Annotated in this window: 22 protein-coding genes, 1 tRNA gene and 1 pseudogene; 17 read left to right on the top strand and 7 right to left on the bottom strand. The window is 27.1% G+C overall.

The window, feature by feature from the left end; all coding sequences use genetic code 11:
- Positions 1 to 136 precede the first annotated feature (136 nt).
- Positions 137 to 397 carry a co-chaperone GroES gene (gene groES, locus CMOL_RS01670; RefSeq protein WP_239820473.1) on the top strand — a complete coding sequence of 87 codons (261 nt, stop codon included), beginning with the start codon at positions 137 to 139 and terminating at the stop codon, positions 395 to 397.
- Between the two features lie 21 nt (positions 398 to 418).
- Positions 419 to 2,056: a chaperonin GroEL gene (groL, locus tag CMOL_RS01665; RefSeq protein WP_239820472.1), complete on the top strand. Its 1,638-nt coding sequence runs from the start codon at positions 419 to 421 to the stop codon at positions 2,054 to 2,056.
- A 47-nt stretch (positions 2,057 to 2,103) separates the two neighbouring features.
- Here the strand turns inward: groL and dccS are convergent, their stop codons facing one another.
- Together dccS and dccR are read right to left on the bottom strand one after the other, a co-directional pair.
- Positions 2,104 to 3,294 (bottom strand): two-component system sensor histidine kinase DccS, encoded by a 1,191-nt coding sequence (dccS, locus tag CMOL_RS01660; protein WP_239820471.1) that lies wholly within the window; start codon positions 3,292 to 3,294, stop codon positions 2,104 to 2,106.
- The gene (dccR, locus tag CMOL_RS01655) at positions 3,287 to 3,952 is read right to left on the bottom strand and encodes a two-component system response regulator DccR (protein WP_239820470.1); all 666 of its coding nucleotides are present in this window, start codon (positions 3,950 to 3,952) and stop codon (positions 3,287 to 3,289) included. The genes dccS and dccR overlap by 8 nt, the downstream gene beginning before the upstream one ends.
- Positions 3,953 to 4,095: 143 nt before the next feature.
- Between dccR and CMOL_RS01650 the strand changes: the two genes are divergently transcribed.
- Complete coding sequence (locus CMOL_RS01650; protein ID WP_200280255.1) at positions 4,096 to 4,692, top strand: bacteriohemerythrin; 597 nt, start codon at positions 4,096 to 4,098, stop codon at positions 4,690 to 4,692.
- Positions 4,693 to 4,855: 163 nt separating this feature from the next.
- Here the strand turns inward: CMOL_RS01650 and CMOL_RS01645 are convergent.
- The 4 genes from CMOL_RS01645 to htrA form a co-directional block, all read right to left on the bottom strand.
- Positions 4,856 to 4,930: transfer RNA gene (locus tag CMOL_RS01645), tRNA-Asn, on the bottom strand.
- An 83-nt stretch (positions 4,931 to 5,013) separates the two neighbouring features.
- Positions 5,014 to 6,261 carry an ArsS family sensor histidine kinase gene (locus CMOL_RS01640; protein ID WP_239820469.1) on the bottom strand — a complete coding sequence of 416 codons (1,248 nt, stop codon included), beginning with the start codon at positions 6,259 to 6,261 and terminating at the stop codon, positions 5,014 to 5,016.
- The gene (locus CMOL_RS01635) at positions 6,258 to 6,932 is read right to left on the bottom strand and encodes a response regulator transcription factor (RefSeq protein ID WP_200280249.1); all 675 of its coding nucleotides are present in this window, start codon (positions 6,930 to 6,932) and stop codon (positions 6,258 to 6,260) included. Before CMOL_RS01635 ends, CMOL_RS01640 begins: the two co-directional genes overlap by 4 nt.
- Before the next feature lie 79 nt (positions 6,933 to 7,011).
- Positions 7,012 to 8,421: a serine protease HtrA gene (gene htrA / locus CMOL_RS01630; RefSeq protein WP_239820468.1), complete on the bottom strand. Its 1,410-nt coding sequence runs from the start codon at positions 8,419 to 8,421 to the stop codon at positions 7,012 to 7,014.
- 237 nt (positions 8,422 to 8,658) lie between these two features.
- Between htrA and CMOL_RS01625 the strand changes: the two genes are divergently transcribed.
- From CMOL_RS01625 to CMOL_RS01590, 8 genes are read left to right on the top strand one after another with little or no spacing between them, the layout of a single operon-like run.
- Positions 8,659 to 9,546, top strand: a complete 888-nt coding sequence (locus CMOL_RS01625) for a DnaJ C-terminal domain-containing protein (protein WP_239820467.1) — start codon at positions 8,659 to 8,661, stop codon at positions 9,544 to 9,546.
- 9 nt (positions 9,547 to 9,555) lie between these two features.
- Positions 9,556 to 9,930: a heat shock protein transcriptional repressor HspR gene (locus CMOL_RS01620; RefSeq protein WP_137623978.1), complete on the top strand. Its 375-nt coding sequence runs from the start codon at positions 9,556 to 9,558 to the stop codon at positions 9,928 to 9,930.
- Positions 9,931 to 9,936: 6 nt separating this feature from the next.
- Positions 9,937 to 11,559 (top strand): cation:proton antiporter domain-containing protein, encoded by a 1,623-nt coding sequence (locus CMOL_RS01615; protein ID WP_200280237.1) that lies wholly within the window; start codon positions 9,937 to 9,939, stop codon positions 11,557 to 11,559.
- Positions 11,560 to 11,567: 8 nt separating this feature from the next.
- Entirely contained in the window at positions 11,568 to 11,900 is a 333-nt protein-coding gene (locus CMOL_RS01610) for a hypothetical protein (protein ID WP_239820466.1), read from the top strand.
- The gene (locus CMOL_RS01605; RefSeq protein ID WP_239820465.1) at positions 11,893 to 12,513 is read left to right on the top strand and encodes an HAD family hydrolase; all 621 of its coding nucleotides are present in this window, start codon (positions 11,893 to 11,895) and stop codon (positions 12,511 to 12,513) included. Before CMOL_RS01610 ends, CMOL_RS01605 begins: the two co-directional genes overlap by 8 nt.
- A 60-nt stretch (positions 12,514 to 12,573) precedes the next feature.
- Positions 12,574 to 14,568, top strand: coding sequence for a glycine--tRNA ligase subunit beta (gene glyS, locus CMOL_RS01600; protein WP_239820464.1), 1,995 nt, complete (start codon positions 12,574 to 12,576; stop codon positions 14,566 to 14,568).
- Positions 14,565 to 15,395: a peptidoglycan metallopeptidase Pgp3 gene (pgp3, locus tag CMOL_RS01595; protein ID WP_239820463.1), complete on the top strand. Its 831-nt coding sequence runs from the start codon at positions 14,565 to 14,567 to the stop codon at positions 15,393 to 15,395. Before glyS ends, pgp3 begins: the two co-directional genes overlap by 4 nt.
- Positions 15,385 to 16,335, top strand: a complete 951-nt coding sequence (locus CMOL_RS01590; RefSeq protein WP_239820462.1) for an SAM-dependent methyltransferase — start codon at positions 15,385 to 15,387, stop codon at positions 16,333 to 16,335. The genes pgp3 and CMOL_RS01590 overlap by 11 nt, the downstream gene beginning before the upstream one ends.
- Here the strand turns inward: CMOL_RS01590 and CMOL_RS01585 are convergent.
- Entirely contained in the window at positions 16,330 to 17,289 is a 960-nt protein-coding gene (locus CMOL_RS01585) for a Ppx/GppA phosphatase family protein (RefSeq protein WP_239820461.1), read from the bottom strand. The genes CMOL_RS01590 and CMOL_RS01585 overlap by 6 nt on opposite strands.
- Positions 17,290 to 17,345: 56 nt before the next feature.
- Here CMOL_RS01585 and CMOL_RS01580 point away from each other — a divergent pair, with 56 nt between their 5' ends.
- From CMOL_RS01580 to CMOL_RS01555, 6 genes and pseudogenes are all read left to right on the top strand, one after another.
- A complete protein-coding gene (locus tag CMOL_RS01580) occupies positions 17,346 to 18,134 on the top strand; it encodes a pyridoxine 5'-phosphate synthase (protein WP_239820460.1) in 789 nt (262 codons plus the stop codon).
- Complete coding sequence (gene pdxA, locus CMOL_RS01575) at positions 18,112 to 19,239, top strand: 4-hydroxythreonine-4-phosphate dehydrogenase (RefSeq protein WP_239820459.1); 1,128 nt, start codon at positions 18,112 to 18,114, stop codon at positions 19,237 to 19,239. The genes CMOL_RS01580 and pdxA overlap by 23 nt, the downstream gene beginning before the upstream one ends.
- Positions 19,226 to 20,415, top strand: a pseudogene (locus CMOL_RS01570) (MFS transporter). Before pdxA ends, CMOL_RS01570 begins: the two are co-directional and overlap by 14 nt.
- A gap of 36 nt (positions 20,416 to 20,451) precedes the next feature.
- Entirely contained in the window at positions 20,452 to 20,760 is a 309-nt protein-coding gene (gene ciaC, locus CMOL_RS01565) for an invasion antigen CiaC (RefSeq protein WP_239820458.1), read from the top strand.
- A gap of 208 nt (positions 20,761 to 20,968) precedes the next feature.
- Positions 20,969 to 21,991 (top strand): uroporphyrinogen decarboxylase, encoded by a 1,023-nt coding sequence (hemE, locus tag CMOL_RS01560; protein ID WP_239820457.1) that lies wholly within the window; start codon positions 20,969 to 20,971, stop codon positions 21,989 to 21,991.
- Entirely contained in the window at positions 21,988 to 22,890 is a 903-nt protein-coding gene (locus tag CMOL_RS01555) for a radical SAM protein (protein ID WP_239820456.1), read from the top strand. The genes hemE and CMOL_RS01555 overlap by 4 nt, the downstream gene beginning before the upstream one ends.
- The last annotated feature ends 2 nt before the right edge of the window (positions 22,891 to 22,892 follow it).

Genomic DNA, 22,892 nt, shown 5'->3' with positions numbered 1-22,892 from the left:
AACTTTAGTCAATTTAACTAAATATATATAAATATTTTTACTAAAAGTATTGACAAAATTCATTTTTTATAGTATGATTTTATCACTCTAAATTAAAGAGTGCTAGAAATCAATATTATATTTAAGGATGGACAAAATGAATTTTCAACCTTTAGGAAAACGTGTTTTAATCAAACGCGTAGAAGAAACCAAAACAACATCTTCAGGTATAATTATACCAGATAATGCTAAAGAAAAACCACTAATGGGAGAGGTAATTGCAGTAAGCAAAGAAATAAACGATGTATTAAGTGGTGATAAAATTATGTTTTCCAAATATGGTGGAACTGAAATTAAACTTGACAATGATGAATATCTAGTACTAAATATAGATGATATTTTAGGAATTTTAAAATAATTTTATAAAAAAGGATCAATAATGGCAAAAGAAATTATTTTTTCAGACGAAGCAAGAAATAAACTTTATGAAGGTGTTAAAAAATTAAATGACGCCGTAAAAGTAACTATGGGACCAAGAGGTCGTAATGTTTTAATCCAAAAAAGCTTTGGTGCTCCAACAATCACAAAAGATGGTGTTAGTGTTGCTAAAGAAGTTGAATTAAAAGATTCTTTAGAAAATATGGGTGCTTCTTTAGTAAGAGAAGTAGCAAGTAAAACAGCTGATCAAGCAGGAGATGGAACAACCACCGCAACTGTTTTAGCTCATGCTATTTTCAAAGAAGGCTTAAGAAATATTACTGCAGGAGCCAATCCTATCGAAGTTAAACGCGGTATGGATAAAGCTTGTGAAGCTATCATAGCTGAACTTAAAAAACTTTCTCGCGAAGTTAAAGATAAAAAAGAAATAGCTCAAGTTGCTACTATTTCGGCAAATTCTGATGAAAAAATTGGAAATTTAATTGCTGATGCTATGGAAAAAGTAGGCAAAGATGGTGTTATAACTGTTGAAGAAGCTAAGTCAATTAATGATGAGTTAAATGTTGTTGAAGGTATGCAATTTGATAGAGGATATTTAAGCCCTTATTTTATTACAAATGCCGATAAAATGTTAGTTGAGCTTTCAAATCCTTATATTTTACTTTATGATAAAAAAATATCAAGCTTAAAAGATTTGTTACCAATTTTAGAACAAATCCAAAAAACAGGTAAACCACTTTTAATTGTTGCTGAAGATATTGAAGGTGAAGCACTTGCAACTTTAGTTGTTAATAAATTAAGAGGTGTTTTAAATATTTCAGCAGTAAAAGCACCTGGTTTTGGCGATAGAAGAAAAGCTATGCTTGAAGATATTGCTATTTTAACCGGTGGGGAAGTAATTTCTGAAGAACTTGGAAGAACTTTAGAAAGTGCAACTTTGGAAGATTTAGGACAAGCTTCAAGCATAATTATTGATAAAGATAATACAACTATTGTAAATGGTGTCGGTGAAAAAGCAAGTATTGATGCAAGAATTAATCAAATCAAAGCTCAAATTGCTGAAACAACAAGTGATTATGATAAAGAAAAATTACAAGAAAGACTTGCAAAATTAAGTGGTGGTGTAGCTTTGATCAAAGTTGGAGCAGCAACTGAAACTGAAATGAAAGAGAAAAAAGATCGTGTTGATGATGCTTTAAGTGCAACAAAAGCTGCTGTTGAAGAAGGTATAGTAATAGGTGGCGGTGCTGCACTCATTAAAGCAAAATCAAAAATCAAGTTAGATCTTAAAGGTGATGAAGCTATTGGTGCTGCAATAGTAGAAAGGGCTTTAAGAGCACCTTTAAAACAAATTGCTGAAAATGCTGGTTTTGATGCGGGCGTCGTTGTTAATACTGTAGAAAATACAAAAGATGAAAATACAGGTTTTGATGCTGCTAAAGGCGAATACGTAGATATGTTTGCTTCTGGTATTATTGATCCTGTTAAAGTAGAAAGAGTTGCTTTGCTTAATGCGGTATCTGTAGCAAGCATGCTTTTAACAACTGAAGCTACTATCAGTGAAATTAAAGAAGATAAACCTGCTATGCCTGATATGAGTGGTATGGGTGGAATGGGAGGTATGGGTGGAATGATGTAATTTTTCACCTAAGCTAAAATCAGGTCAGAATACTGACTTGATTTTTCTTACCAAATTAATTTAAAAGTACTACCCTCATTTTCTGTAGATTCACATATAATTTTTATATTATTATCATAACAAATCTTTTTTACTAAAGATAATCCTATGCCAAACCCTCCTTGATCTTTATTAAATCTTACATAACGATCAAAAATAAATTTTAAATTTTCTTTTGAAATACCACAACCCGTATCAGCAATACTTAAAAAATTTTCTTTCAACTTTATAAAAATAGTTCCATTTTTCTTATTATATTTAATGGCATTACTTAAAAGATTATCTAAAAGTTTTGAAATTTGATTTTTAGCGGCAAAAATTATAATATCATTATCTAATTTAAGATCTAAATTTATTTTCTTTTGTTCAAAAAATAGTTTAAAATATTCTATCCTTTCTTCAAGTAAATTTTTTAAATTAAATTCTTCTTTTTCGCTTTCTAAGGTATTAGGGAAATTATAAAAAACTAAATCAGAATATATCTGAGATAAACTTTTTGCTGCAATTTTTATACGCTTAAATTTATTATTATCCAAATTTTGTCGTTCAAGTTGCTCTATACTCATCAAAATAACACTTAAAGGTGTATTTAATTCATGCGTAGAATCTTTAATAAATCTATTTAAAACAGTAATTTTATCTTCTAATGGCCTTAAAGCAATTTTAACCAATACATAAGCAATAAGCCCTAAAGCAAAAAAAGCTAAAAAAGAAAAACTAAAAACTTTAACTCTGATCCAAAAAAGTTCTTTGCTAACATCTTCTCCTTGGATTAAAATCTTTAAACCATCCTCTTGAGTCAAATCTTCATTTCTTGAATATTTTAAATAATATAAATCTGTACTCATGGGAAAAATAAAAAATACCTTTCCATTGTAAATTCCTCTACCCTTAAATTCAATTTTTACCTTTCTAAAATCAAAATTTAAATTATTAAAAATGGTATGATTACTGTCAAAAATTGCAAAATTTAATCCTGAACTTTCTGCTATATTTTTGGCACTTGTAGCAATTGGGGTAAAACGAGAATTGATAATATTAATCACAATATTTCTATGAATATCTCTTAAAGAACCACTCCTTAAAATTACCAATTCTTCATATAATTTTTGATACCAAATAATAAAAAAGAAAGCTAGAAAAAAAACCGTAGTTGTAAGATAAATGAGTAAAATTTGTCTAATAACTTTCTTACTCATAACGATAGCCTCTACCTCTTTGATTAATAATCTTTTCTTTACCTAATAATTTTCTTAAATTCTTAATATAAGCTCTTAAGCTAAGCTCACTTGGCTCCTCATTATAATCCCAAAGTTCTTCAAAAATCTTTTCTGTACTTAAAAAAATATTTTTATTTTTAAGTAATAAAGATAAAAGTTTAACTTCTTTGCTTGGCAAAGATAAAGGTTTTTCAAAAGAATAAAGAATTTGAGATGCAAAATTAAACTTAAAACCATTGCCTAAATCTTCAAAATCTTCATTTTTATGAGAAAAAGATCTTTTAAGTAAAGCTTTTATACGTATAGAAAGTTCAGCCAATTCAAAAGGCTTTTTTATATAATCATCACAACCTGAGCTAAAACCATCTTTTAGATCATTGACTGTATTTAATGAAGTCATAAAAATAGCAGGTGTTTCTTTTCCACAATGACGCAAATCTTTAAGCAACGAAAAGCCATCACCCATTGGAACCTTAACATCTAAAATCCATAAATCAAAATACTTTTCATAGGCCAAATTTAAAGCTTCTTGAGCATCAACACAAACACAAACTTCATACCCTTCATCGCTTAAGAATTCTTCTATAATTTCACTTAAGCTTAAATCGTCTTCTAAAAGCAAAATTTTTGTTGCCATAATTTTAAATCTTTCCTAATAATTCTAAGCTCTTTTATATATTAATTATAACAAAATGCTTATTAATCCTTTAAATAAATTTTTATTTAAATTTTTTTATAATGCTTATTACAAAAAAATAATTTTTATTACATAGGATTAAAATGCTTCCAAAATGGATTAAGAAATATAGCGTCAATAATGCTAAAATTGATGATCAGCATAAAAAACTTTTTCAACTTGCGGCAAAAGTTGAGGCTATATCAGAAAAATCTGTAAGCAGAAATGATATAAAAGATCTTTTAAGTGAATTTTTTAATTATATGAAAGATCATTTTAGCGATGAAGAAAAATATATGCAACTAATTGATTATCCAGATTTGGAAGAACATCGTAAAATACACAAAATGATTATTCAAGATATGATAAAAGCAATTAAAAATATTAAATCAACTAACGATCTTAAAGAAAAACTTTACACAATCACTAAACAATGGCTTTTAGAGCATATATTATGCGAAGATATGAAAGTTAAACAATGGAGGAATTCTTTATTAGCTACAGATAACAATAAAGATGTTGATTTTAAAGTAGAAGACAAAGAAAATAAGCTTCCGCAATTTTATCTTTATACTTGTGGCTGCTTAGGTAAATTTCATGATGTTCCTTGTAATATTCATCAAGAAATAATATCACAAGGACATAATTTTACTTGTAAAATTTGCAAACAATCCATAAAATTTTACAAAGAATATTCTTAAATTTATAAATTTAAAAACTAACTTTAAAATAAAAATTTTTTAAAATAAACTAAAATAATTGTTTTATTTCTAATAATCAATAAAAGCTAAAAACACATAAAATAGAATATTAATTAAAAAAATTGATTTCAATAAAATGAATATTTATTAAGTTAAATAAGAATGGCTCCGGATGTAGGATTCGAACCTACGACCAATCGGTTAACAGCCGACTACTCTACCGCTGAGCTAATCCGGATCAATTACCAAAGTTTTAAAAAATGTAATTATATTTAAAATTAATATCTTTGTCAAGATTTTTTATAAAAATATTTAAAAAATTTATTCTTTTATCATAATATTATTTAAATCTATAAAATAAAAATGATTTACCCCATCTTTATAATCATAATCAAGTTTCATATCATGAGCTCCTAAAATCGTATTAACAATATAAAGCCCCAATCCAAAACTTGATTTTTGTTTCGTTCCTTGAGTAAAAGCTTGAGTGTAGTATTCTAAAGTATTATTAAGTTCGGGTCCGCAATTTTTAAAACATATATAATTATCTTTGATACAAATTTCTACAAAACCATCCTGAGAATGTTTAATGCCATTATCAATCATATTTTTAATTGCAGTTGTAAAAAGTTTAAAATCTACATTAACAAAAAAACTCTCACCCATAAAAATACGTATATTACTATCATCACGCATCGCTATTTCTTTGGCTTCATCTAAAACATCTAAAATATTATATTTTTTTCTATTGATAAAAGCAGCTCCAGAAGTTACTTGTTCTATTGCAGCAAATTCATTAATTAAAATTTCAAGCCTATTAAATATATTATCCAATCTTTCTTTATATTTATTATCTTCTAGCATCTCAAGGGTAATAAGTCCTTTTGTAATTGGAGTTTTTAACTCATGCATAATATTTCTTAGAAAAAATTGACGCGATTGATTAAGTTTTCGAATTTGTAAAATAGCTTGATAAAAAGCTTTACTTACTTGAGAAATTTCATCCGCTCCAGTGCTAACATCTTCAATATCGCTAAGCCTTCCTTCTGCAAATTTATCAATTTGTTTTTTTAATGCTTTCAAAGGCTTTAGTTTTTTAAAAATAAAAATATAAAGTAAAATCAATATACAAATAACAGCTACTGCAATTGCTTTTATAATAAAATATCTATAAGTTTGATAGTCTTGATCCTTGTAAAGATTTATTTTTCCATCATAAATAATATTTAAATAAACTTGATTATCATAAGATATTATTTCTATTAGGCCATTATTAACTTCAACTCGAGCAAGAATATCCCCACTAAAAAGAATTTTACGAATTTCCTTTGGCCATACAACCTGTTGCATTTTATTATAATTTTTTGTTTGCTCCTCAAACTCTTTTTCATTAATAACCCCAGCAAAATACAAAAGTCTAGCATTTGCAATCAAAGAATATTTCGTATTTAACTCTCTTGTATAATTTTGCTGATCATATTCAATGAGCCATAAAAATCCTAAGATAACGCTAACTCCAGCAAAAATAAAAATAAAAGTGATGGTGTAAAAAATTGAAGATTTGTTCATTGAGTCAATTTATAACCTATTCCCCTAATAGAATGTATATATTTTGGCGTTTTAGGATCATCTCCCATTTTTTGACGAATTCGACTAATAATAACATCTATACTTTTATTACTAGAATCTTCACTGATAGAAGAACAATTATACACAAGCTCTTCCCTACTAACAACTCCACCTTCTTTTTTTATCAAATAACTTAAAATATCAAATTCAGCATTGGTTAAAATGAGTTCTTGACCTTTCATTGAAATTGTATGCTTATATTGATCATAAACAAGATCTTTAACACTTTTAGCAAGAGTGTTTTTTGTATTTGAAATTCTTCTTAAATGGCTTTTTATACGTGCTTGAAGCTCTTTAGGATTATAAGGTTTTGGCAAATAATCATCTGCACCAAGCTCCAAAGCATTAACCTTATCTGTTATATCATGTCTAGCACTTGAAATAATAATAGGGGTATCATATTTTTTACGAATTTCTTCACATACTTCAAGCCCATCAAGTCCTGGCAAAGAAAGATCTAAAATAATTAATTGATATTCTTTTAAAGCAAGTTTTGAAAGTCCTATATAAGGCTCATGAGCTATATCAACTTTCATATCAAATTTTTCCAAGTATTCAGCAGTAATTTCAGCTAGTTCTAAATCATCTTCTATCATAAGAATATTTGTCATTATATTCCTTTTTACATTGATTTTAAAATATAATTTTAAACTAAAATTTATAACGAAAGGAAAATCCTTTCGCAAAAAATTATCTTAGCACCAATAAAGTAGTAAAGCCATTTCTATACACCCAAATTTTTATAAATTCTTTTTTATTAGCTTGTTTTAAAGCCTGATCTAAATCCTTTAAATTTTTAATCTCACCTTGACCTATACCTACAATCACATCTCCTTCTTTAAATCCAGCCTCATCTGCTTTACTTTTACTCTTAACCTTTTCTACTAAAACTCCATTTATATCTCTTGGGAGCTGCAAACGATCCTTTAATCTAGGATCTAAATTTCTTAAACTCAATCCTTCAATTAGGTTATTTTGTACTCCTTTATTTTCTTTTTCTCCTTTAAGAATAAAGCTTACTTGTTTATTATTTCCATCTCTTTCAAAATCAATTGTAACTTTTTCCCCAATATCAAGAGTTCCTATATAATTTTTTAAATCAATTGGATTCTTAATCACTTTGCCATTAACCTTAGTCACTAAATCACCTCGTTTTAATCCAGCTTCATCAGCACTAGATCCTTTTTGGACATCTGTAATTAACGCTCCTTCTTGATTTTTGTAAGCTTTTTTAGTCTCTCCTTGTAAAGCTGAAATAGTTACACCTAAAAAACCTCTTTCAATTTTACCTTTTTCAATGAGCTTTTTAGCTATATCCTTAACCATGTTAGATGGAATAGCAAATCCTATACCATTATTGCCACCTCCACGAGAAAGTATAGCTGAATTAATACCGACTAAAAATCCACGACTATCCACTAAAGCACCGCCTGAATTTCCTGGATTAATAGAAGCATCTGTTTGTATAAAATTTTCATATTGATTAAGACCGATATTATCTTTATTTAATGCTGAAATAATTCCACTTGTAACACTAAAACCCACCCCAAAAGGATTCCCTAAGGCAAATACAACATCACCTTCCATTAAATTATCTGAATTAGCAAAAGTAATGGCTGAAAGATTTTTAGCATCTATTTTAATCACAGCTAAATCTGTTTTTGGATCTTTTCCTATTAATTTGGCTTTATATTCCGTATCACTTCCTGGTAAATTTACAGTTATTGTATCAGCATCTTCTACAACATGATTATTGGTTACTATATAACCATCTTTTGAAATAATCACACCAGAACCCAAAGAACTAATTACCTCTTTATCATTTTTATTTTTTCTTTGAGGAATATCAAAAAATTGTTTAAAATAAGGATCATCAAAAAAATCATCCAAAGGGCTAAAACTATTTGCTCGTGTTATAGTTTTTGAGGTTGAAATATTAACAACTGATTTTTTGGCATCCTTAATAGAATCATGATAACTTAAAATAACTCCACCATCTGCTGGATTAACACGATTAGCAGATGAAGTTGATTCGTTAAAATTAATATTTGCTGCAAATAATACGCTTGCTAAACCTATTGATAAAAAAATCTTTTTCATAGTTTTTTCCTTTCTAAAATTAGAAAAATTTATATATTCTAACTTTATGGTTTTATTTGTAAAAATATTTTTACATAAGCTATAGTATAAAATCAAAAATTTACAAAATTGTAAATAAAAAACTTGAGTGATAAAAATTGATAAAACTTGATTGACTTAGACTAAAGTTTTTGATATAATTTTATTTATATTAAAATAAATTATTCTATGTAATTAAACAACTGTAAGGAAAATAAAATGAATAGTCTATATGAAACTCTTGGAGTACCTAAAAATGCAAGTTCTGATGAAATTAAAAAAGCTTATCGTCGCTTAGCAAGACAATATCACCCAGATATCAATAAAGAAAAAGGTGCTGAAGAAAAATTTAAAGAAATTAATGCCGCTTATGAAATTTTAAGCGATGAAAAAAAACGTGCTCAATATGATCAGTATGGAGATAATATTTTTGGCGGACAAAGTTTTCATGATTTTTCAAGAAATACTGGAGGCATTAATTTAGATGATATTTTAAAAGATTTATTTGGCGGAGGATTTGGAGGATCTCCTCGTGGAAATCGTTTTAGTGGTTTTTCTTCCAAAGGATTTGGAGGATTTGGTAATTTTGAAGAAGAGGATTTGGATATAACCATAGAGCTAACCATTCCTTTTGAAAAAGCTATTACTGGAGGTGAACATAATTTTACTTTTCAAGGAGAAAATATCAAATTTAAAATTCCTCATGGTATTAAAGAAGGAGAAAAACTTAGAATTCGCGGCAAAGGAAAAAATGCCTATAATAAAACCCGTGGAGATCTTATTATTATAGTTAAGCTTGAAGAAAGTAAAATATATCAAAGAGATGATGATGATTTATACCAAAAGGTAGATATTTCACTTAAAACTGCTTTGTTTGGTGGAAAAATTATAATTAAAACATTTAAAGAGGATAAAAAAGAAGCAAAAATTTCCATAGCCCCAAATTCAAAAAATGGACAAAAAATACGTTTAAAAGGATATGGGGTGCAAAATAGAAAAAATAATATTTATGGTGATTTGTATTTAATTTTAAATGTTATTTTACCCAATACAGAAACATTGGATGAAAAATTAATTGAACTTTTAAAAGAAAAACTTCCAGAATAAGGAGAGAAAATGGATCATCATTATGACGAACCCGTATATTTAATAAGCGTTGTTGCTAAAGTTTTAAGTATACATCCACAAACTTTACGACAATATGAAAGAGAAGGATTAGTAGAGCCGAGTCGAACTGATGGAAAAATAAGACTTTATTCTCAAAGAGATATTGATCGTATTAAATTAATTTTACGTTTAACTCGTGATATGGGAGTTAATTTAGCAGGAGTTGATGTTATATTAAAATTAAAAAATCAAATTCATGAATTTGAAAATTTAATTGATGAATTACGTTTAGAACTTAGCAAACAAAAAAATCCAGGTGCAGCCTCAAAGGCCGTTGTTAAACATAAAAATAGTTTTGATTTAATTTTTTATGAAAAAAAATAAAAAAAGATGGATAATTTTTTAGAAATTTTTCTTATTGCAGCAGCGTTAGCGATCATTTTAAATGTCATTTTAAAAAAATTTGAAATTCCTACTATTATTGGTTATATAGCAGCAGGAGAGATTATTTCTGAAATTTATCATTTAAGTGGAAAGGGTGAAATAACCCATATTGCCGAATTTGGTATTGTTTTTTTAATGTTTACTATTGGACTTGAATTTTCTTTTAAATATTTAATGGCCATGAAGCAAGAAGTTTTTTTAAATGGATCTTTACAAATGCTTACTTGCGGATTTATATTTACTTTAATTATTATGGGAATTTTTTCCCTTGAAGATAAAAATGCAACAATAGTAGGTTTTGCTTTAGCACTTTCTTCTACGGCTGTAGTATTAAAAATCTTAAACGATAATGGAGATATCAACGAACAATATGGTAGAAAAGCTCTAGGAATTTTACTTTTTCAAGATATAGCTGTCATTCCTTTACTCTTACTTGTTGATATACTCTCATCTAATAATCAAAATATAGAACAAATTTTATTCACCTCGCTTATTTCAGCAATCCTTTTAATCGCTTTGCTTTTTTTTATAGGAAAATATTTAGTTGATAGAATTTTTAGACTTATTATACGAACTTCTTCTCAAGAAATTTTTATTGGTACAATTTTATTTATGGTTATTGGGGCGAGTTTTTTAGCAAATTATTTTGGATTTTCTTATTCTTTGGGCGCTTTTATAGCTGGAGCATTGATTGCGGAAACAAAATATAAACATAAAATTGAAGCTGATCTAATTCCTTTTAGGGATTTACTTTTAGGGCTTTTTTTTATGACTGTGGGTATGCAAATTCAACTCAATGTAATAGCTGAAAATTGGTTTTTAATCTGTGTTTTAACCTTGATAATAATGCTATTAAAATTTGGTATAGTATTTGGATTTTTGTTTCTTTATACTAAAAAAAGAGTCGCTTTAAAAACTGCCTTTTCAATTGCACAAGTTGGAGAATTCGCTTTAGCAATTTTTTCTCTTTTGCAAGCTAAAAATATGCTCGATATTAAAATTTCACAAATTTTGATTGTAGTTTCGATTATAACAATGATTATTACACCTTTTATATTAAACAATATAAGAAAAATTACTAATGTAGTTGAAGATATCACACTAAATACAAATACTATTCAAAATACTCCTCAAAGTAATTTAAAAAATCATCTTGTTATTTTCGGATATGGTCGCTTAGGACAAGAAATGGTGCAAAGAATTAAAAATACTGGGGTACCTTATTTGGTCTTAGAAAGTGATTTAAATTTAGTTGAGTTAGGGATTAGTCGTGGAGAAAATGTAATTTTTGCAAATGCGGCTCAAGAAGAAACCCTTAAAATTGCAAATATTGAAGAATGCGCAGTAGTGGTAATTACTATTACCAATGAAGCAAAACTTGAGATGCTCTGCCAGCTTTTATCATCTTATCCAAAACCTATAGACACTATTATCCATGTTAATGGGAATCTTAAAAAAATGCTTTTTTCAAGTATTGATGATAATATTCGTATTGTAAGATCGGAAAAAATTCTAGCTCGAAATTTAGTTCAAGAAGCGTTAGAATGTAGAATTCATAAAAATACCTAAGGATTATTTTGACAAGAATCAATGAAAAATCATTAAGAGTAAAATATCTAAGATCATTAGAAAAATTTGCCAACACAGCAAAATCTTGCTTAAAAAGAGAGGATTTTAACTTAGAAAAATTTCAAGAAAGAATGCAAAAAAATAAAAAAAACCTAGAAAAATGCCAAGCAGTGGTTTTAAATTCAACCTATAGCAAAGCTTTAGAAAATTTTGTTAATGCTTGTCTTGATTTTTCTCTCAAAAAAGAAGAACTCTTATATCTTGCAAATGCTCTAAGTAAACTAAAAAATCAAAATTACAAAGAAAAACATAAAAACTATTTAAAGGATTATAATGATTAATGTATTTTTTGATATGGATGGAACCTTAATTGATAGTGCAAACGCTATTTCTTGTGCCGTTAATGAAATTCGTGCTGAACTTAATCTAAGCACTTTAACAAAAGAAGAGATAATTAATATTATCAATACTCCAAATGTAGATTGGGGTAAAAAACTTTATAATATAGATAATTTTCATCATTCAAGCTTTAAGGATGGCTTTGAAAAATATTTCATCAAGCATTATGAGCAAAGTGTAATACTTTTTGAAGGAGTTATAGACCTTTTAAAATTTTTAAAAAGTAAAAATTGCTTTTTAGCTATTGCAACAAATGCTCCTCAAAGCTCACTTACAAATATTCTCAAAAAACATGGAATAATTCCATATTTTGATAAAATTTTAGGAGTAAGTATAGGAATAGAACCTAAACCAAATCCTCAAATGCTTCATCTTCTTATGGATGAAGCCCCTTATCAAACAAGTATTTTTATAGGCGATAGTCAAAAAGATAAAGAATGCGCTAAAAATGCAAAAATTCCATATTATCACGCTAAATGGTATCAAAAAAATTTAAAAGAAAATGAATTTAGCGATGTGCAAACTTTAAAAGAATACTTATTAAAATATTTATGAGTTTTTTAAAAAAATATAGTTAAAATAACGCAAATTCAATAATATTAAAGAAAGTAAAATATGAGCGAATTATTAATCGAAATTGGCACAGAAGAATTACCTGCTATACCTTTATTAAAAGAACTTCCAAATATAGAAAAAAAATGGCAAAATATTTTAAATGAATATCGCTTAATGAGCGAATTTATATTTTATTATACTCCACGTCGTTTAGTATTTTTTCATAAAAATTTTCATAATAAACAAGAAGATACTACAGTTGAATTGATAGGAGCACCTAAAAATATAGCCCTAAAAGAAGGTAAATTAACTTCTGCAGGGCAAGCTTTTTTAGAAAAAGCAGATATTAAAGAGAGTGAACTTGAATTTAAAGAGATTAAAGGAAAAGAAGTTTTATATCATCAAAAAACTTTAATAGGAAAAAATAGTATTGAAATTTTAGGAGAAATGATTAATAAATTCCTCAAAAGCTTAAATTTTGGAAAAAGTATGCGTTGGGGAGATCATTCTTTTGAATTCATACGCGCTATTAGAAATATTGCATGTGTCTTAGGTGATCAACTGGTTGAATTTGAAATTTTTGGAGTTAAAAGCTCTAAAAAAACTTTTGTTCATAGAAGTGTAAGTTATGATTTCTTTCCTTTTCAAAACATTAAAGAGTATTTTCAAATTTTAGAAAATAATTTTATCATCCTTGATCCAAAAAAACGCAAAGAAAAAATTTTAAATGACTTTAAAGAGCTTGAAAAAAAATATGATATTATTATTGGTCAAGATGAAGAACTCTTAGCCGAAGTTATAGCTATTACAGAATATCCAAAAGCTCTTTTTGGAAGTTTTGATAGAGCTTTTTTAGAAATTCCCAATGAAGTTATCATCACTTCAATGAGAGAAAATCAACGCTATTTTGCCGTTTTTAATAATGACAAGGAATTAAGTAACCACTTTATTGTTGTTAGCAATGCAGTTTGCGAGGATTATTCGAAAATCATACATGGCAATGAAAGAGTTTTAAGGGCAAGATTAAGTGATGCAATGTTCTTTTATCAAAATGATTTACAAAAAGGTTTAGAACCTCAAAAACTTAAAAAAATCATTTATCTTGAAAATTTAGGAACAATGGATGATAAAAGTTCAAGAGAAATAGAACTAGCAAAAATTTTATGTGAATTTTTAAAAAATAATCATTTCGAAAAAATTTCCAAAGCGATTTATTATACAAAAGCCGATTTAACAACTCAAATGGTTTATGAATTTACAGATTTACAAGGAATTATAGGAAGTTACTATGCTGCTAAAATGGGATTTGAACAAGAAATTTGTCTTGCTATAAAAGAACAGTATTTACCAAATTCTGAAAAATCAGATCTTCCTAGTACAGAATTTTCAAGCATAGTTGCTTTGGCTAATAAATTTGATACCCTTTTAGGACTTTTTAGTATAGGTAAAATTCCAAGCGGAACAAAAGATCCTTATGCACTAAGGCGTGCCGCCAATGGTATTTTAAAAATACTTTTAAATTTAAACAAAAATTTTGATATCAATGCATTTTTAGAAAAAGCTTCAAAGAATTATCAGAACTTTAATTTAAAAATATTAAAAGATTTTATTTTTGAAAGGATTTATACATTTTATGATTTAAATCCTAGTTTTATCAAAGCTGTTCTTGTTTCAAAAAATTCTGATATTATTGTTATTGATGAAAGCATTAAAGCCTTAGCAAAAATCAGTCAAAAAAGTAATTTCAATGATTATTTTAGCACCTTTAAACGCCTTGCTAATATTGCTCAAAAAACTACAAATACTATTAATGAAAACTTATTTATAGAAGTAGAAAAAAAACTTTACATAGCATTTAAAGAAAGTTTAAAAGCTCTTACAATTGAAGAAAAGCTAAATAAATTATTTGCCTTAAAACCTGAAATTGATGCTTTTTTTGAAGCTGTTATGATTAATGATAAAGATGAAAAACTTAAAAATAACCGTCAAGCCTTAGTATTTAATATCTATCAAGAATTTCTCAAAATTGCAGATATTAAGGAACTTAGTTTATGAAAAAAATATTGATTTTACTCTCTTGTTGCTTTATTTATGTTTTTGGAAACCAAGAAATTAAACTTGTCAAAGGACAAGCTATATTTTTAGAATTTGATAAAAAGAATTTTATAGAATTAAAAAATCAAAATCAAATCATTCCAACTTTTATTCATCCAAGAAATAAAAATAAAATCCTTGCAATTTTTGCTTTACCTTATAAAAACCCTCCAAAAAGCACAAAATTAATTGCTATTTATAAAAATAAACAACAAGAAATCATTATTACTGCATTAGAGGGAAATTATAAAAGCGAACAAATCCAAGTAGCGAAAAATAAAATTTTTCCGCCAAAAAATGTACAAGATCGTATTAAAAAAGAATTTAAAGAAGCCAATAATATCTACACTTCATACACTTCAAAACCTTTATATGACGGAACTTTTTCAATACCTCTTGCAAGTTTTATTACAAGTGATTTTGGCAAAGCTAGAATTTTTAATCACAAAATCTCAAGCTACCACAGTGGAATAGATTTTAGAGCAATAAGCGGAACTCCAGTTTATGCTGCAAATTCAGGTATAGTAAAAATTGCTAAAAATAGATATTATGCTGGCAATTCTGTAGTTATTGATCATGGTTTAGGAATTTATTCTCAATACTATCATCTTTCAAAGATCAATGTAAAAAATGGACAAAAGATTAAAAAAGGAGATCTTATAGGACTAAGTGGGGCTACTGGAAGAGTGAGTGGACCACATTTACACTTTGGCATACTTGTTGCACAAAAACAAGTAGATCCTTTAGATTTTATAAAAAAATTTAATGCGCTATTTGATGAAATTTAGTCAATTTTTTAATACTTGGCTTCATGAAAATTACTATAAAAATGTTAGTAAGATAGGTAAAAATGGAGATTTTTTTACTGCAGTAAGCGTGGGAAATCTTTTTGGTATCTTGCTAGCAAAACACTTTTTAAAACTTATTGATAAAGGCGTATTAAAATTTCCTTTAGAAATAGTTGAAATTGGAGCCAATGAGGGTTATTTAAGTCGTGATTTTCTATCTGCCTTGCTTGAATTTAGACCTGAAATTTTCCCTCAAATTTCTTTTTTTATTATAGAGCCTCATAAAAAATTACAAATTTTACAAAAGAAAACTTTAGAAGGTATAGATTTTATTCATAAAAATAGCTTAGAAGAATGTCATTTTAAAAATGCCTTTTTTTTCTCCAATGAGCTTTTTGACAGCTTTACCTGTGAACTTATAGATAAGGATACAATGGCTTACGTAAAAGATTATCAAATTATTTTTAAACCTATAGATAAAAACTTGCAACAAAGATGTCAAGAACTTGGATTAACAAAAGGGGAATTAAGTTTAGAACTTGAAATTTTTCTTAAAAAACTTGACAAAGCTAGTGAAAAATTTATCTTTGCAGGTTTTGATTATGGAACTTTTAGCAATGATCGTTTTAGTATAAGAATTTATCAAAAACATGAAGTTTTTAATCCTTTTGAAATTTCTTTAAAAGATTTTTTTGGAAAAAGCGATATAACTTATAATGTAAATTTTAATCATCTTAAAATGACCATTGAAAATTTAAATTTCAAACTTTTACATTTAAAAAAACAAAGTCAAGCCTTAATCGATTTTGGTTTTGAAGAATTATTAGAATATACAAAAAATAAAAACATAAAAAGTTATGAAAATTTACTTTCTCAAAGCAAAATTTTATTTTTTAATTTTGATGAAAAATTTCATTTTTTTGAATTTGCAAAATTATAAATTTGTCATACAAAGCCCCTCTCTTAAACCTTCATCAATAACTATACATTCTTCTTTATCAAAAATAGCAAAAAATAAAAAGCAACCCGCGGTTAAATATTTTTTACGTGTTTTTCCAAGATAAAAATTAGCATCTTTTTCGCTCATATTCCAAATTTTCAATGCAAATTTAAAAAAATCTTGAGTATATAAAATTTTGCCATTAATTTTTTTAGCGTCATAATTTTCATAATTTAAACCACATTTTAAAGCAGCTAAAGCCGTAGGAACACCTGAATTTAAAATTACCTTTCTTGCTTTGCTTTTTTTTAAAACTTTTTTAAGTTCTTTAACCTCATCAAAAGCCTTAAATGCTATATTTTTTAATTTTTTATCTTTGATTAATAAGTGAATTTTTAACTTTTTATCTTTGATTTTATAAACAAAATTAGGATATTTTTTCAATATTTTTTTAAAAGAAATGGTAGGAAAATCATTTTGAAAATTACACTTTTCATAAAAACTTATAATACCAAAATCAAAACTTTGAAAATACTGATCAAAAGATAATTCACAAGAAGCACCTCCTAAATCACAATAAGCAAAATATCCCTTTATATCTAAACTAGCAAGAGCTTTTTTCATACCTAAAACACTAATTTTAGCTTCAGTTTTAGCATCAATAACCCTAAAATGAATCCCAAATTGTTCCTTTAAATCTTTAAAAATTTCATCTGTATTATCCGCCTTTCTAAAGGCTGCGGTTGCAACAGCCTTTGCTTTGTTTAAATTTTGCTCTTTTGATAAAATATTTAAAGCTTCTTTTATTTTTTCTATGGCTTCGGTTGAGATTTGTCTAGTTTTAGATAAATTTTTTGCTGCTCCTATGATAAATTCATATTCTTTTATTTTTTTGAAATTTTCATCCATTTCAACTGCTCTTAAAGTGTTTGATCCTAAATCAATACCCAACATTACTCTTCCTTTTAAATTTTGGAGTATAATAACAAAAACTTAATAAAGGAACTATTATGCTTTTGGGTGTAAATATTGATCATATTGCTGTTTTAAGACAAGCAAGAATGGTTAATGATCCTGATCTTTTAGAGGCAGCGTTTATTGTAGCAAAATTTGGAGATCAAATCACTTTACATGTAAGAGAAGATCGTCGCCATACTCAAGATTTTGATTTAAAAAATCTTATTCATTTTTGCAAAAGTCCTATTAATTTAGAATGTGCTATTAATGAAGAAATTTTAAATTTAGCTCTTACTCTAAAACCTTCACGTATTACCCTAGTTCCAGAAAAAAGAGAAGAGCTTACCACAGAAGGAGGTCTAAATTTAAATCATCCTGATTTAAAAAAAACCATCCAAAGACTAAAAAATGAAAACATAGAAGTTTCTCTATTTATTAATCCAAAATTAAATGATATTGAAAAATCTTATGAATTAAATGCTGATTTTATAGAGCTTCATACTGGACTTTATGCAAATTTACATAATGCTCTTTTTACCAATATTTCACACACTGCTTTTGCACTTAAAGAATTGCAAATAGACAGAAAAAGACTCCAAACTCATTTAGAAGAAGAATTAAAAGCATTAAAACTTTGTGCTAAAAAAGGTATGCAACTTGGTTTAAAAGTTGCTGCTGGACATGGACTCAACTATAAAAATGTAAAAGAAATTGCAAAAATTAATGAAATATGCGAATTAAATATAGGTCAAAGTATCATAGCAAGATCTGTATTTGTAGGACTTAAAAAAGCTATTTTAGAAATGAAAGTTCTTATAGATGAAAACAAAAATTGCAATTAGCGTTGGCGATCTTAATGGCATAGGTCCTGAAATTTTAATACACTCTCATGAAAGCTTATGTGAAATTTGCGAACCTTATTATTTCATCCATGAAAAATTATTATATCAGTCTTTAAAAATACTCAATTTAAATATTTCAAATGCTAATATTGTTTATTTTAAAGAGAGTCAAAAATTTAGTTTTGAATTAGTTAAAAATCAAAATGGATTAAAAATTTATTGCTTTTCTTTACCTTTAAAATTTCAAGTCAATGAAAATTTTACTATAAATCCAGGAATGATTGATGATAAAAGTGGACTTTATTCTTTTTTAAGTTTTCAAGCTGCGAGCTATTTTACTTTAAAAAAGTATGCACATGCCCTATTAACTTTACCCATACATAAAAAAGCTTGGGAATTAGCAAAAATAAATTATAAAGGTCATACAGACGCTTTAAGACATTTTTTTAAAAAAGATGCCATTATGATGTTAGGTTGCAATAAACTCTTTGTAGGTTTGTTTACTGAGCATATTCCATTAGCAAAAGTCAGTAAAAAAATCACTTTTGAAAAATTAAGTATTTTTTTAAAGAATTTTTATGAACAAACTCATTTTAAAAAAATAGGAATTTTGGGTTTTAATCCTCATGCTGGAGACTATGGGGTGATAGGTGGAAAAGAAGAAGATATTATCATTGAAGCAATTAGTTTTGTTAATGCTTATTTACAATCAAAACAAGATGAAAAATTTTTCTATCAAGCTTTAAAAGATAAAAGTTTACAAAAAAAAATAATCAATAATTTTAAAGGAAAAAAAATCTATTTACCTTATCCTTTAGTTGCTGATACAGCTTTTACTCGAGAAAATTTAAAAAAATGCAATCGTTTAATTGCTATGTATCACGATCTTGCTCTAGCTCCTTTAAAAGCTTTATACTTTGAAAAAAGTATTAATGTAAGTTTAAATTTGCCTATCATTAGAGTTAGTGTTGATCACGGAACCGCATTTGATAAAGCTTATAAAAATATGAAAATTAATACTCAAAGTTATCTTGAAGCTGCTAAATTTAGCATACAATACCATCAAACTAAATTTAATAAGAAAACCAAAAATGCAAAATTATAAAAAAGCTTTATTTGCTTTAGCTTTAAGTGCTTTTTGTATGGGAGTGACTGAATTTGTTATGGCTGGAGTTTTAATTGATGTACAGCATTATTTTAAAATCGATGCAAAAACTGCTGGTTATCTTACAACCCTATACGCCATAGGAGTGGTTGTAGGAGCTCCTATTATAAGCATAGCTTTAAGCCATTTTTATAGACATATACAACTTTTAATTAATCTTGGAATTTTTGCTTTAGCTAATTTAACGATCTTTTTTAGCAATAATTTTTATTTAACAGCTTTTGCTCGTTTTATTGCTGGAACTCAGCATGGTGTATTTTTTGTTATTGCTACACTTGCTATTTCAAGCATCGCTCCAAATGAAAAAAATCTAGTGCTTTAGCTATTATGGTAACAGGACTTACAGTTGCCCTTGTTACAGGTGTTCCTTTAGGAACTTTTATAGGATATCATTTTGGTTTTAAGCTTATTTTTTTATTAATTTTTATTATTACAATTTTTGCCTCTTTAGGTGTTTGGCATATGATGCCCAAAAAATTATATCCCAATCCTACTAATTTAAAAAATCTTGCACCAGCTTTTTCACATCGAAATTTATTAAAAACTTACACTATCACTCTTTGTAGTTGCGGTGCACAATTTATTCTTTATACCTATTTGCAAAAGCTACTTATTGATATCAGCGGATTTAAAGAACAAAATACAACTTATATTTTACTTTTATATGGAATTTGTGCCATTTTTGGAAACTTATGGGGTGGAAAAATGGTAGATAAAAAAGGTGCTATTTTTTCTTTAAGATTGATTTTAAGTATACAAATTTTTGTATTTTTAAACTTTTTATGGACAATTTATATTCCAATTTTAATTATTTTCAATATTGCTCTAATGGGATTTTTTTCTTTTTCAACCATACCAGCTTTAAAAATGTTAAGCATTGCAAAAGCTAAACGACATACATATAAGATAATGGATAGCACTATTAGCGTTAATGAAGCGGCTTTTAATGTAGGTATAGCCTTGGCAAGCTTTATAGGAGGTCTTGTTTTAACAAATATAGGCATAGAATTTAATGCACTTTTTGCATCAATTTTTATCTTACCTGCTTTGATTTTTTCATTAATATTTTCAAAAGATAAAATTAATTATAAGCACTTTAAGAGAAAAGTGGAATAGAATTTGCTTTTTGTATAAAAAAATAAAAGGAAAACAATGACCATAGATAATACTAAACCAATTTCTAATACTGTTTTTAGCTCAACGAAAATTAAAGAAAAAACATCTTCAGCTGATGAATTTCAAGCTAATTTAAATGAAGTAAAGAATAAAGAAAATAAAGAAAAAATAAGCTCTAATCAATTAAACAATAAAGATCTAGATCTTGGAGCCATCAGAGAAGATTTTAGATCTTATGCATGGCAAAAAATGAGAGAGGATCAATATAAAAAAAATGAAGAAACTTTACTCAATAAACTTTTTGCAACAATAGATGCAGGAAATGCTGCAAATAAAAAGATTTAAATATAAAATCAATTTCAAAAATATAAAACGAGAATTTCAATAATTCTCATTAAAATTTAAAACCAATCTTCTAAAAAAACAAAAAATATAACTTATATATAATTTTTATTTAAAAAAATGATAATTTTTTAACCCATTTAAGTCATTAAAAGTGATCTAGTTTTTCAATAATTTTTGTTATAATTTTACAAAAAAATAAAGGAAAATTATGATTTTCATTGATGCTTGTTTTAAAAAAACAACACCTTATACTCCTATTTGGATGATGCGTCAAGCCGGACGTTATTTACCTGAGTATATGAGAGTTCGCCAAGAAGCTGGAGATTTTCTTTCCTTATGTAAAGATTATAAAAAAGCATCCAAAGTAAGTTTACAACCTGTAGAAATTTTAGGAGTAGATGCAGCAATTATTTTTTCAGATATTTTAGTAGTTCCGCTTGAAATGGGAATGAAATTACGTTTTGAAAAAGGAGAAGGACCTGTATTTGATAATCCAATTTCTAATATAGAAGATCTAAAAAAACTAGATACGCAAAATGCCCATCAAAAATTAAATTATGTATATGATGCTTTAAAACTCACTCGAGAAAAACTCCCAAAAGATAAAGCACTTATAGGATTTTGTGGAAGTCCTTGGACTATAGCCACTTATATGATAGAAGGTGGCGGAAGTAAAAACTATGCAAAATGTAAAAAAATGCTTTATCAAAATCCAGAACTTTTGCATCTGATTTTATCAAACCTTACAGAAGTTTTAAAGCTATATCTAGAAGAACAAATCAAAGCAGGAGCTAATGCTATACAAATTTTTGATAGTTGGGCAAGTGCTTTAGAATATAATGAATTTTTTAATTTCTCCTTTAATTATATGCTTAAAATTTCCAATTTTATTAAAAATAAATATCCTAATATACCTGTAATTTTATTCCCTAAAGGAATCAGTGGCTATTTAGATAAGATTGAAGGTAATTTTGATGTTTTTGGAGTTGATTGGAGCACTCCTTTAGAATTAGCGCGAGATAAATTATCTCACAAATATACCCTTCAAGGTAATATGGAACCTTGCAGATTGTATGATAAAAATTCTATTAAAGAAAGTGTGGATCAAATTTTACAAATTATGAAAAATAAAGCACATATTTTTAATTTAGGACATGGTATTTTACCTGATATTCCTGTTGAAAATGCTAAATATTTTATTAAGCTTGTCCAAGAAAGTTCAATTAGATGAAAATTGTTTTTGGACCTGTAAACTCTAGACGCTTTGGAAGATCTTTGGGAATAGATTTAAGTCCAAGCAAAAAACAATGTAATTTTGATTGTGTCTATTGTGAACTTGAAGCTAAAAAAGCGCAAGAAAAACAAGATGAAATCGTAGAAGTTGCACAAATCATTTCAGAAATTCAAACAGTTATTGCTAAAGGTATTGAATTTGACTTTCTTACACTAACTGCCAATGGAGAACCGAGCCTTTATCCGCATTTAAATGAATTAATCGATTCTTTACGTCAAATTGTTAAAAACAAAAAACTTCTTATTTTAAGTAATGGCACAGCTGTGCTTGATCAAAATAAATTTCAAAGTTTATTAAAGCTTGATGTAGTCAAATTTAGTTTAGATAGTGCCATTTATAAAACTTTTTATCGCATAGATAGAGCTTTAAAAAATATCGATTTAGAATTAATGATACAAAAAATGGCAGAATTTAAAACAAAATTTCAAGGTGATCTTGTGATGGAAATTTTAGTGGTTAAAGATCTAAATGATAATGAGCAAGAATTTATAGCTCTTAATAATGCTTTAGCTAAAATATCACCAACAAGAATTGATCTAAGTAGTATCGATCGACCCCCAGCTTATGCAGTTAAATCCATAAGCGAAAAAAAACTCTATGAACTTTCAAAATTAATCACTTGTGCGCCAGTTTTTTTAGCAAGAAGAAACTACAAAGAACAAAAACTTGAATTAAACAAAGAAGAATTATTAAAATTTCTTCATTTAAGGGCACAAAGTCAAATCGATGTAGAACATACTTTTAGTGAAAAATCCAAAATTCTTTTACAAGAATTAATCCAAACAAATGAAGTAAAAATCATTGATCTTGCAGGTGTTCAATTTTACAAAGCTTAATA

Origin of the sequence: Campylobacter sp. RM10537, from assembly GCF_022369435.1 — a bacterium.
GTDB lineage: Bacteria > Campylobacterota > Campylobacteria > Campylobacterales > Campylobacteraceae > Campylobacter_D > Campylobacter_D molothri.
This window is presented reverse-complemented; position numbering and strand designations above follow the sequence as displayed.

What these genes read in the sequence shown, in the direction of transcription:
- CMOL_RS01555 (WP_239820456.1), top strand. Translation starts at nt 21,988, where the DNA reads ATGAAAATTGTTTTTGGACCTGTAAACTCTAGACGCTTTGGAAGATCT.
- CMOL_RS01580 (WP_239820460.1), top strand. Translation starts at nt 17,346, where the DNA reads ATGCTTTTGGGTGTAAATATTGATCATATTGCTGTTTTAAGACAAGCA.
- ciaC (WP_239820458.1), top strand. Translation starts at nt 20,452, where the DNA reads ATGACCATAGATAATACTAAACCAATTTCTAATACTGTTTTTAGCTCA.
- hemE (WP_239820457.1), top strand. Translation starts at nt 20,969, where the DNA reads ATGATTTTCATTGATGCTTGTTTTAAAAAAACAACACCTTATACTCCT.
- htrA (WP_239820468.1), bottom strand. Translation starts at nt 8,421, where the DNA reads ATGAAAAAGATTTTTTTATCAATAGGTTTAGCAAGCGTATTATTTGCA.
- CMOL_RS01615 (WP_200280237.1), top strand. Translation starts at nt 9,937, where the DNA reads ATGGATAATTTTTTAGAAATTTTTCTTATTGCAGCAGCGTTAGCGATC.
- glyS (WP_239820464.1), top strand. Translation starts at nt 12,574, where the DNA reads ATGAGCGAATTATTAATCGAAATTGGCACAGAAGAATTACCTGCTATA.
- groL (WP_239820472.1), top strand. Translation starts at nt 419, where the DNA reads ATGGCAAAAGAAATTATTTTTTCAGACGAAGCAAGAAATAAACTTTAT.
- CMOL_RS01590 (WP_239820462.1), top strand. Translation starts at nt 15,385, where the DNA reads ATGAAATTTAGTCAATTTTTTAATACTTGGCTTCATGAAAATTACTAT.
- dccR (WP_239820470.1), bottom strand. Translation starts at nt 3,952, where the DNA reads ATGGCAACAAAAATTTTGCTTTTAGAAGACGATTTAAGCTTAAGTGAA.
- pgp3 (WP_239820463.1), top strand. Translation starts at nt 14,565, where the DNA reads ATGAAAAAAATATTGATTTTACTCTCTTGTTGCTTTATTTATGTTTTT.
- CMOL_RS01640 (WP_239820469.1), bottom strand. Translation starts at nt 6,261, where the DNA reads ATGAACAAATCTTCAATTTTTTACACCATCACTTTTATTTTTATTTTT.
- dccS (WP_239820471.1), bottom strand. Translation starts at nt 3,294, where the DNA reads ATGAGTAAGAAAGTTATTAGACAAATTTTACTCATTTATCTTACAACT.
- CMOL_RS01585 (WP_239820461.1), bottom strand. Translation starts at nt 17,289, where the DNA reads ATGTTGGGTATTGATTTAGGATCAAACACTTTAAGAGCAGTTGAAATG.
- CMOL_RS01650 (WP_200280255.1), top strand. Translation starts at nt 4,096, where the DNA reads ATGCTTCCAAAATGGATTAAGAAATATAGCGTCAATAATGCTAAAATT.
- pdxA (WP_239820459.1), top strand. Translation starts at nt 18,112, where the DNA reads ATGAAAACAAAAATTGCAATTAGCGTTGGCGATCTTAATGGCATAGGT.
- CMOL_RS01635 (WP_200280249.1), bottom strand. Translation starts at nt 6,932, where the DNA reads ATGACAAATATTCTTATGATAGAAGATGATTTAGAACTAGCTGAAATT.
- CMOL_RS01605 (WP_239820465.1), top strand. Translation starts at nt 11,893, where the DNA reads ATGATTAATGTATTTTTTGATATGGATGGAACCTTAATTGATAGTGCA.
- CMOL_RS01625 (WP_239820467.1), top strand. Translation starts at nt 8,659, where the DNA reads ATGAATAGTCTATATGAAACTCTTGGAGTACCTAAAAATGCAAGTTCT.
- groES (WP_239820473.1), top strand. Translation starts at nt 137, where the DNA reads ATGAATTTTCAACCTTTAGGAAAACGTGTTTTAATCAAACGCGTAGAA.
- CMOL_RS01620 (WP_137623978.1), top strand. Translation starts at nt 9,556, where the DNA reads ATGGATCATCATTATGACGAACCCGTATATTTAATAAGCGTTGTTGCT.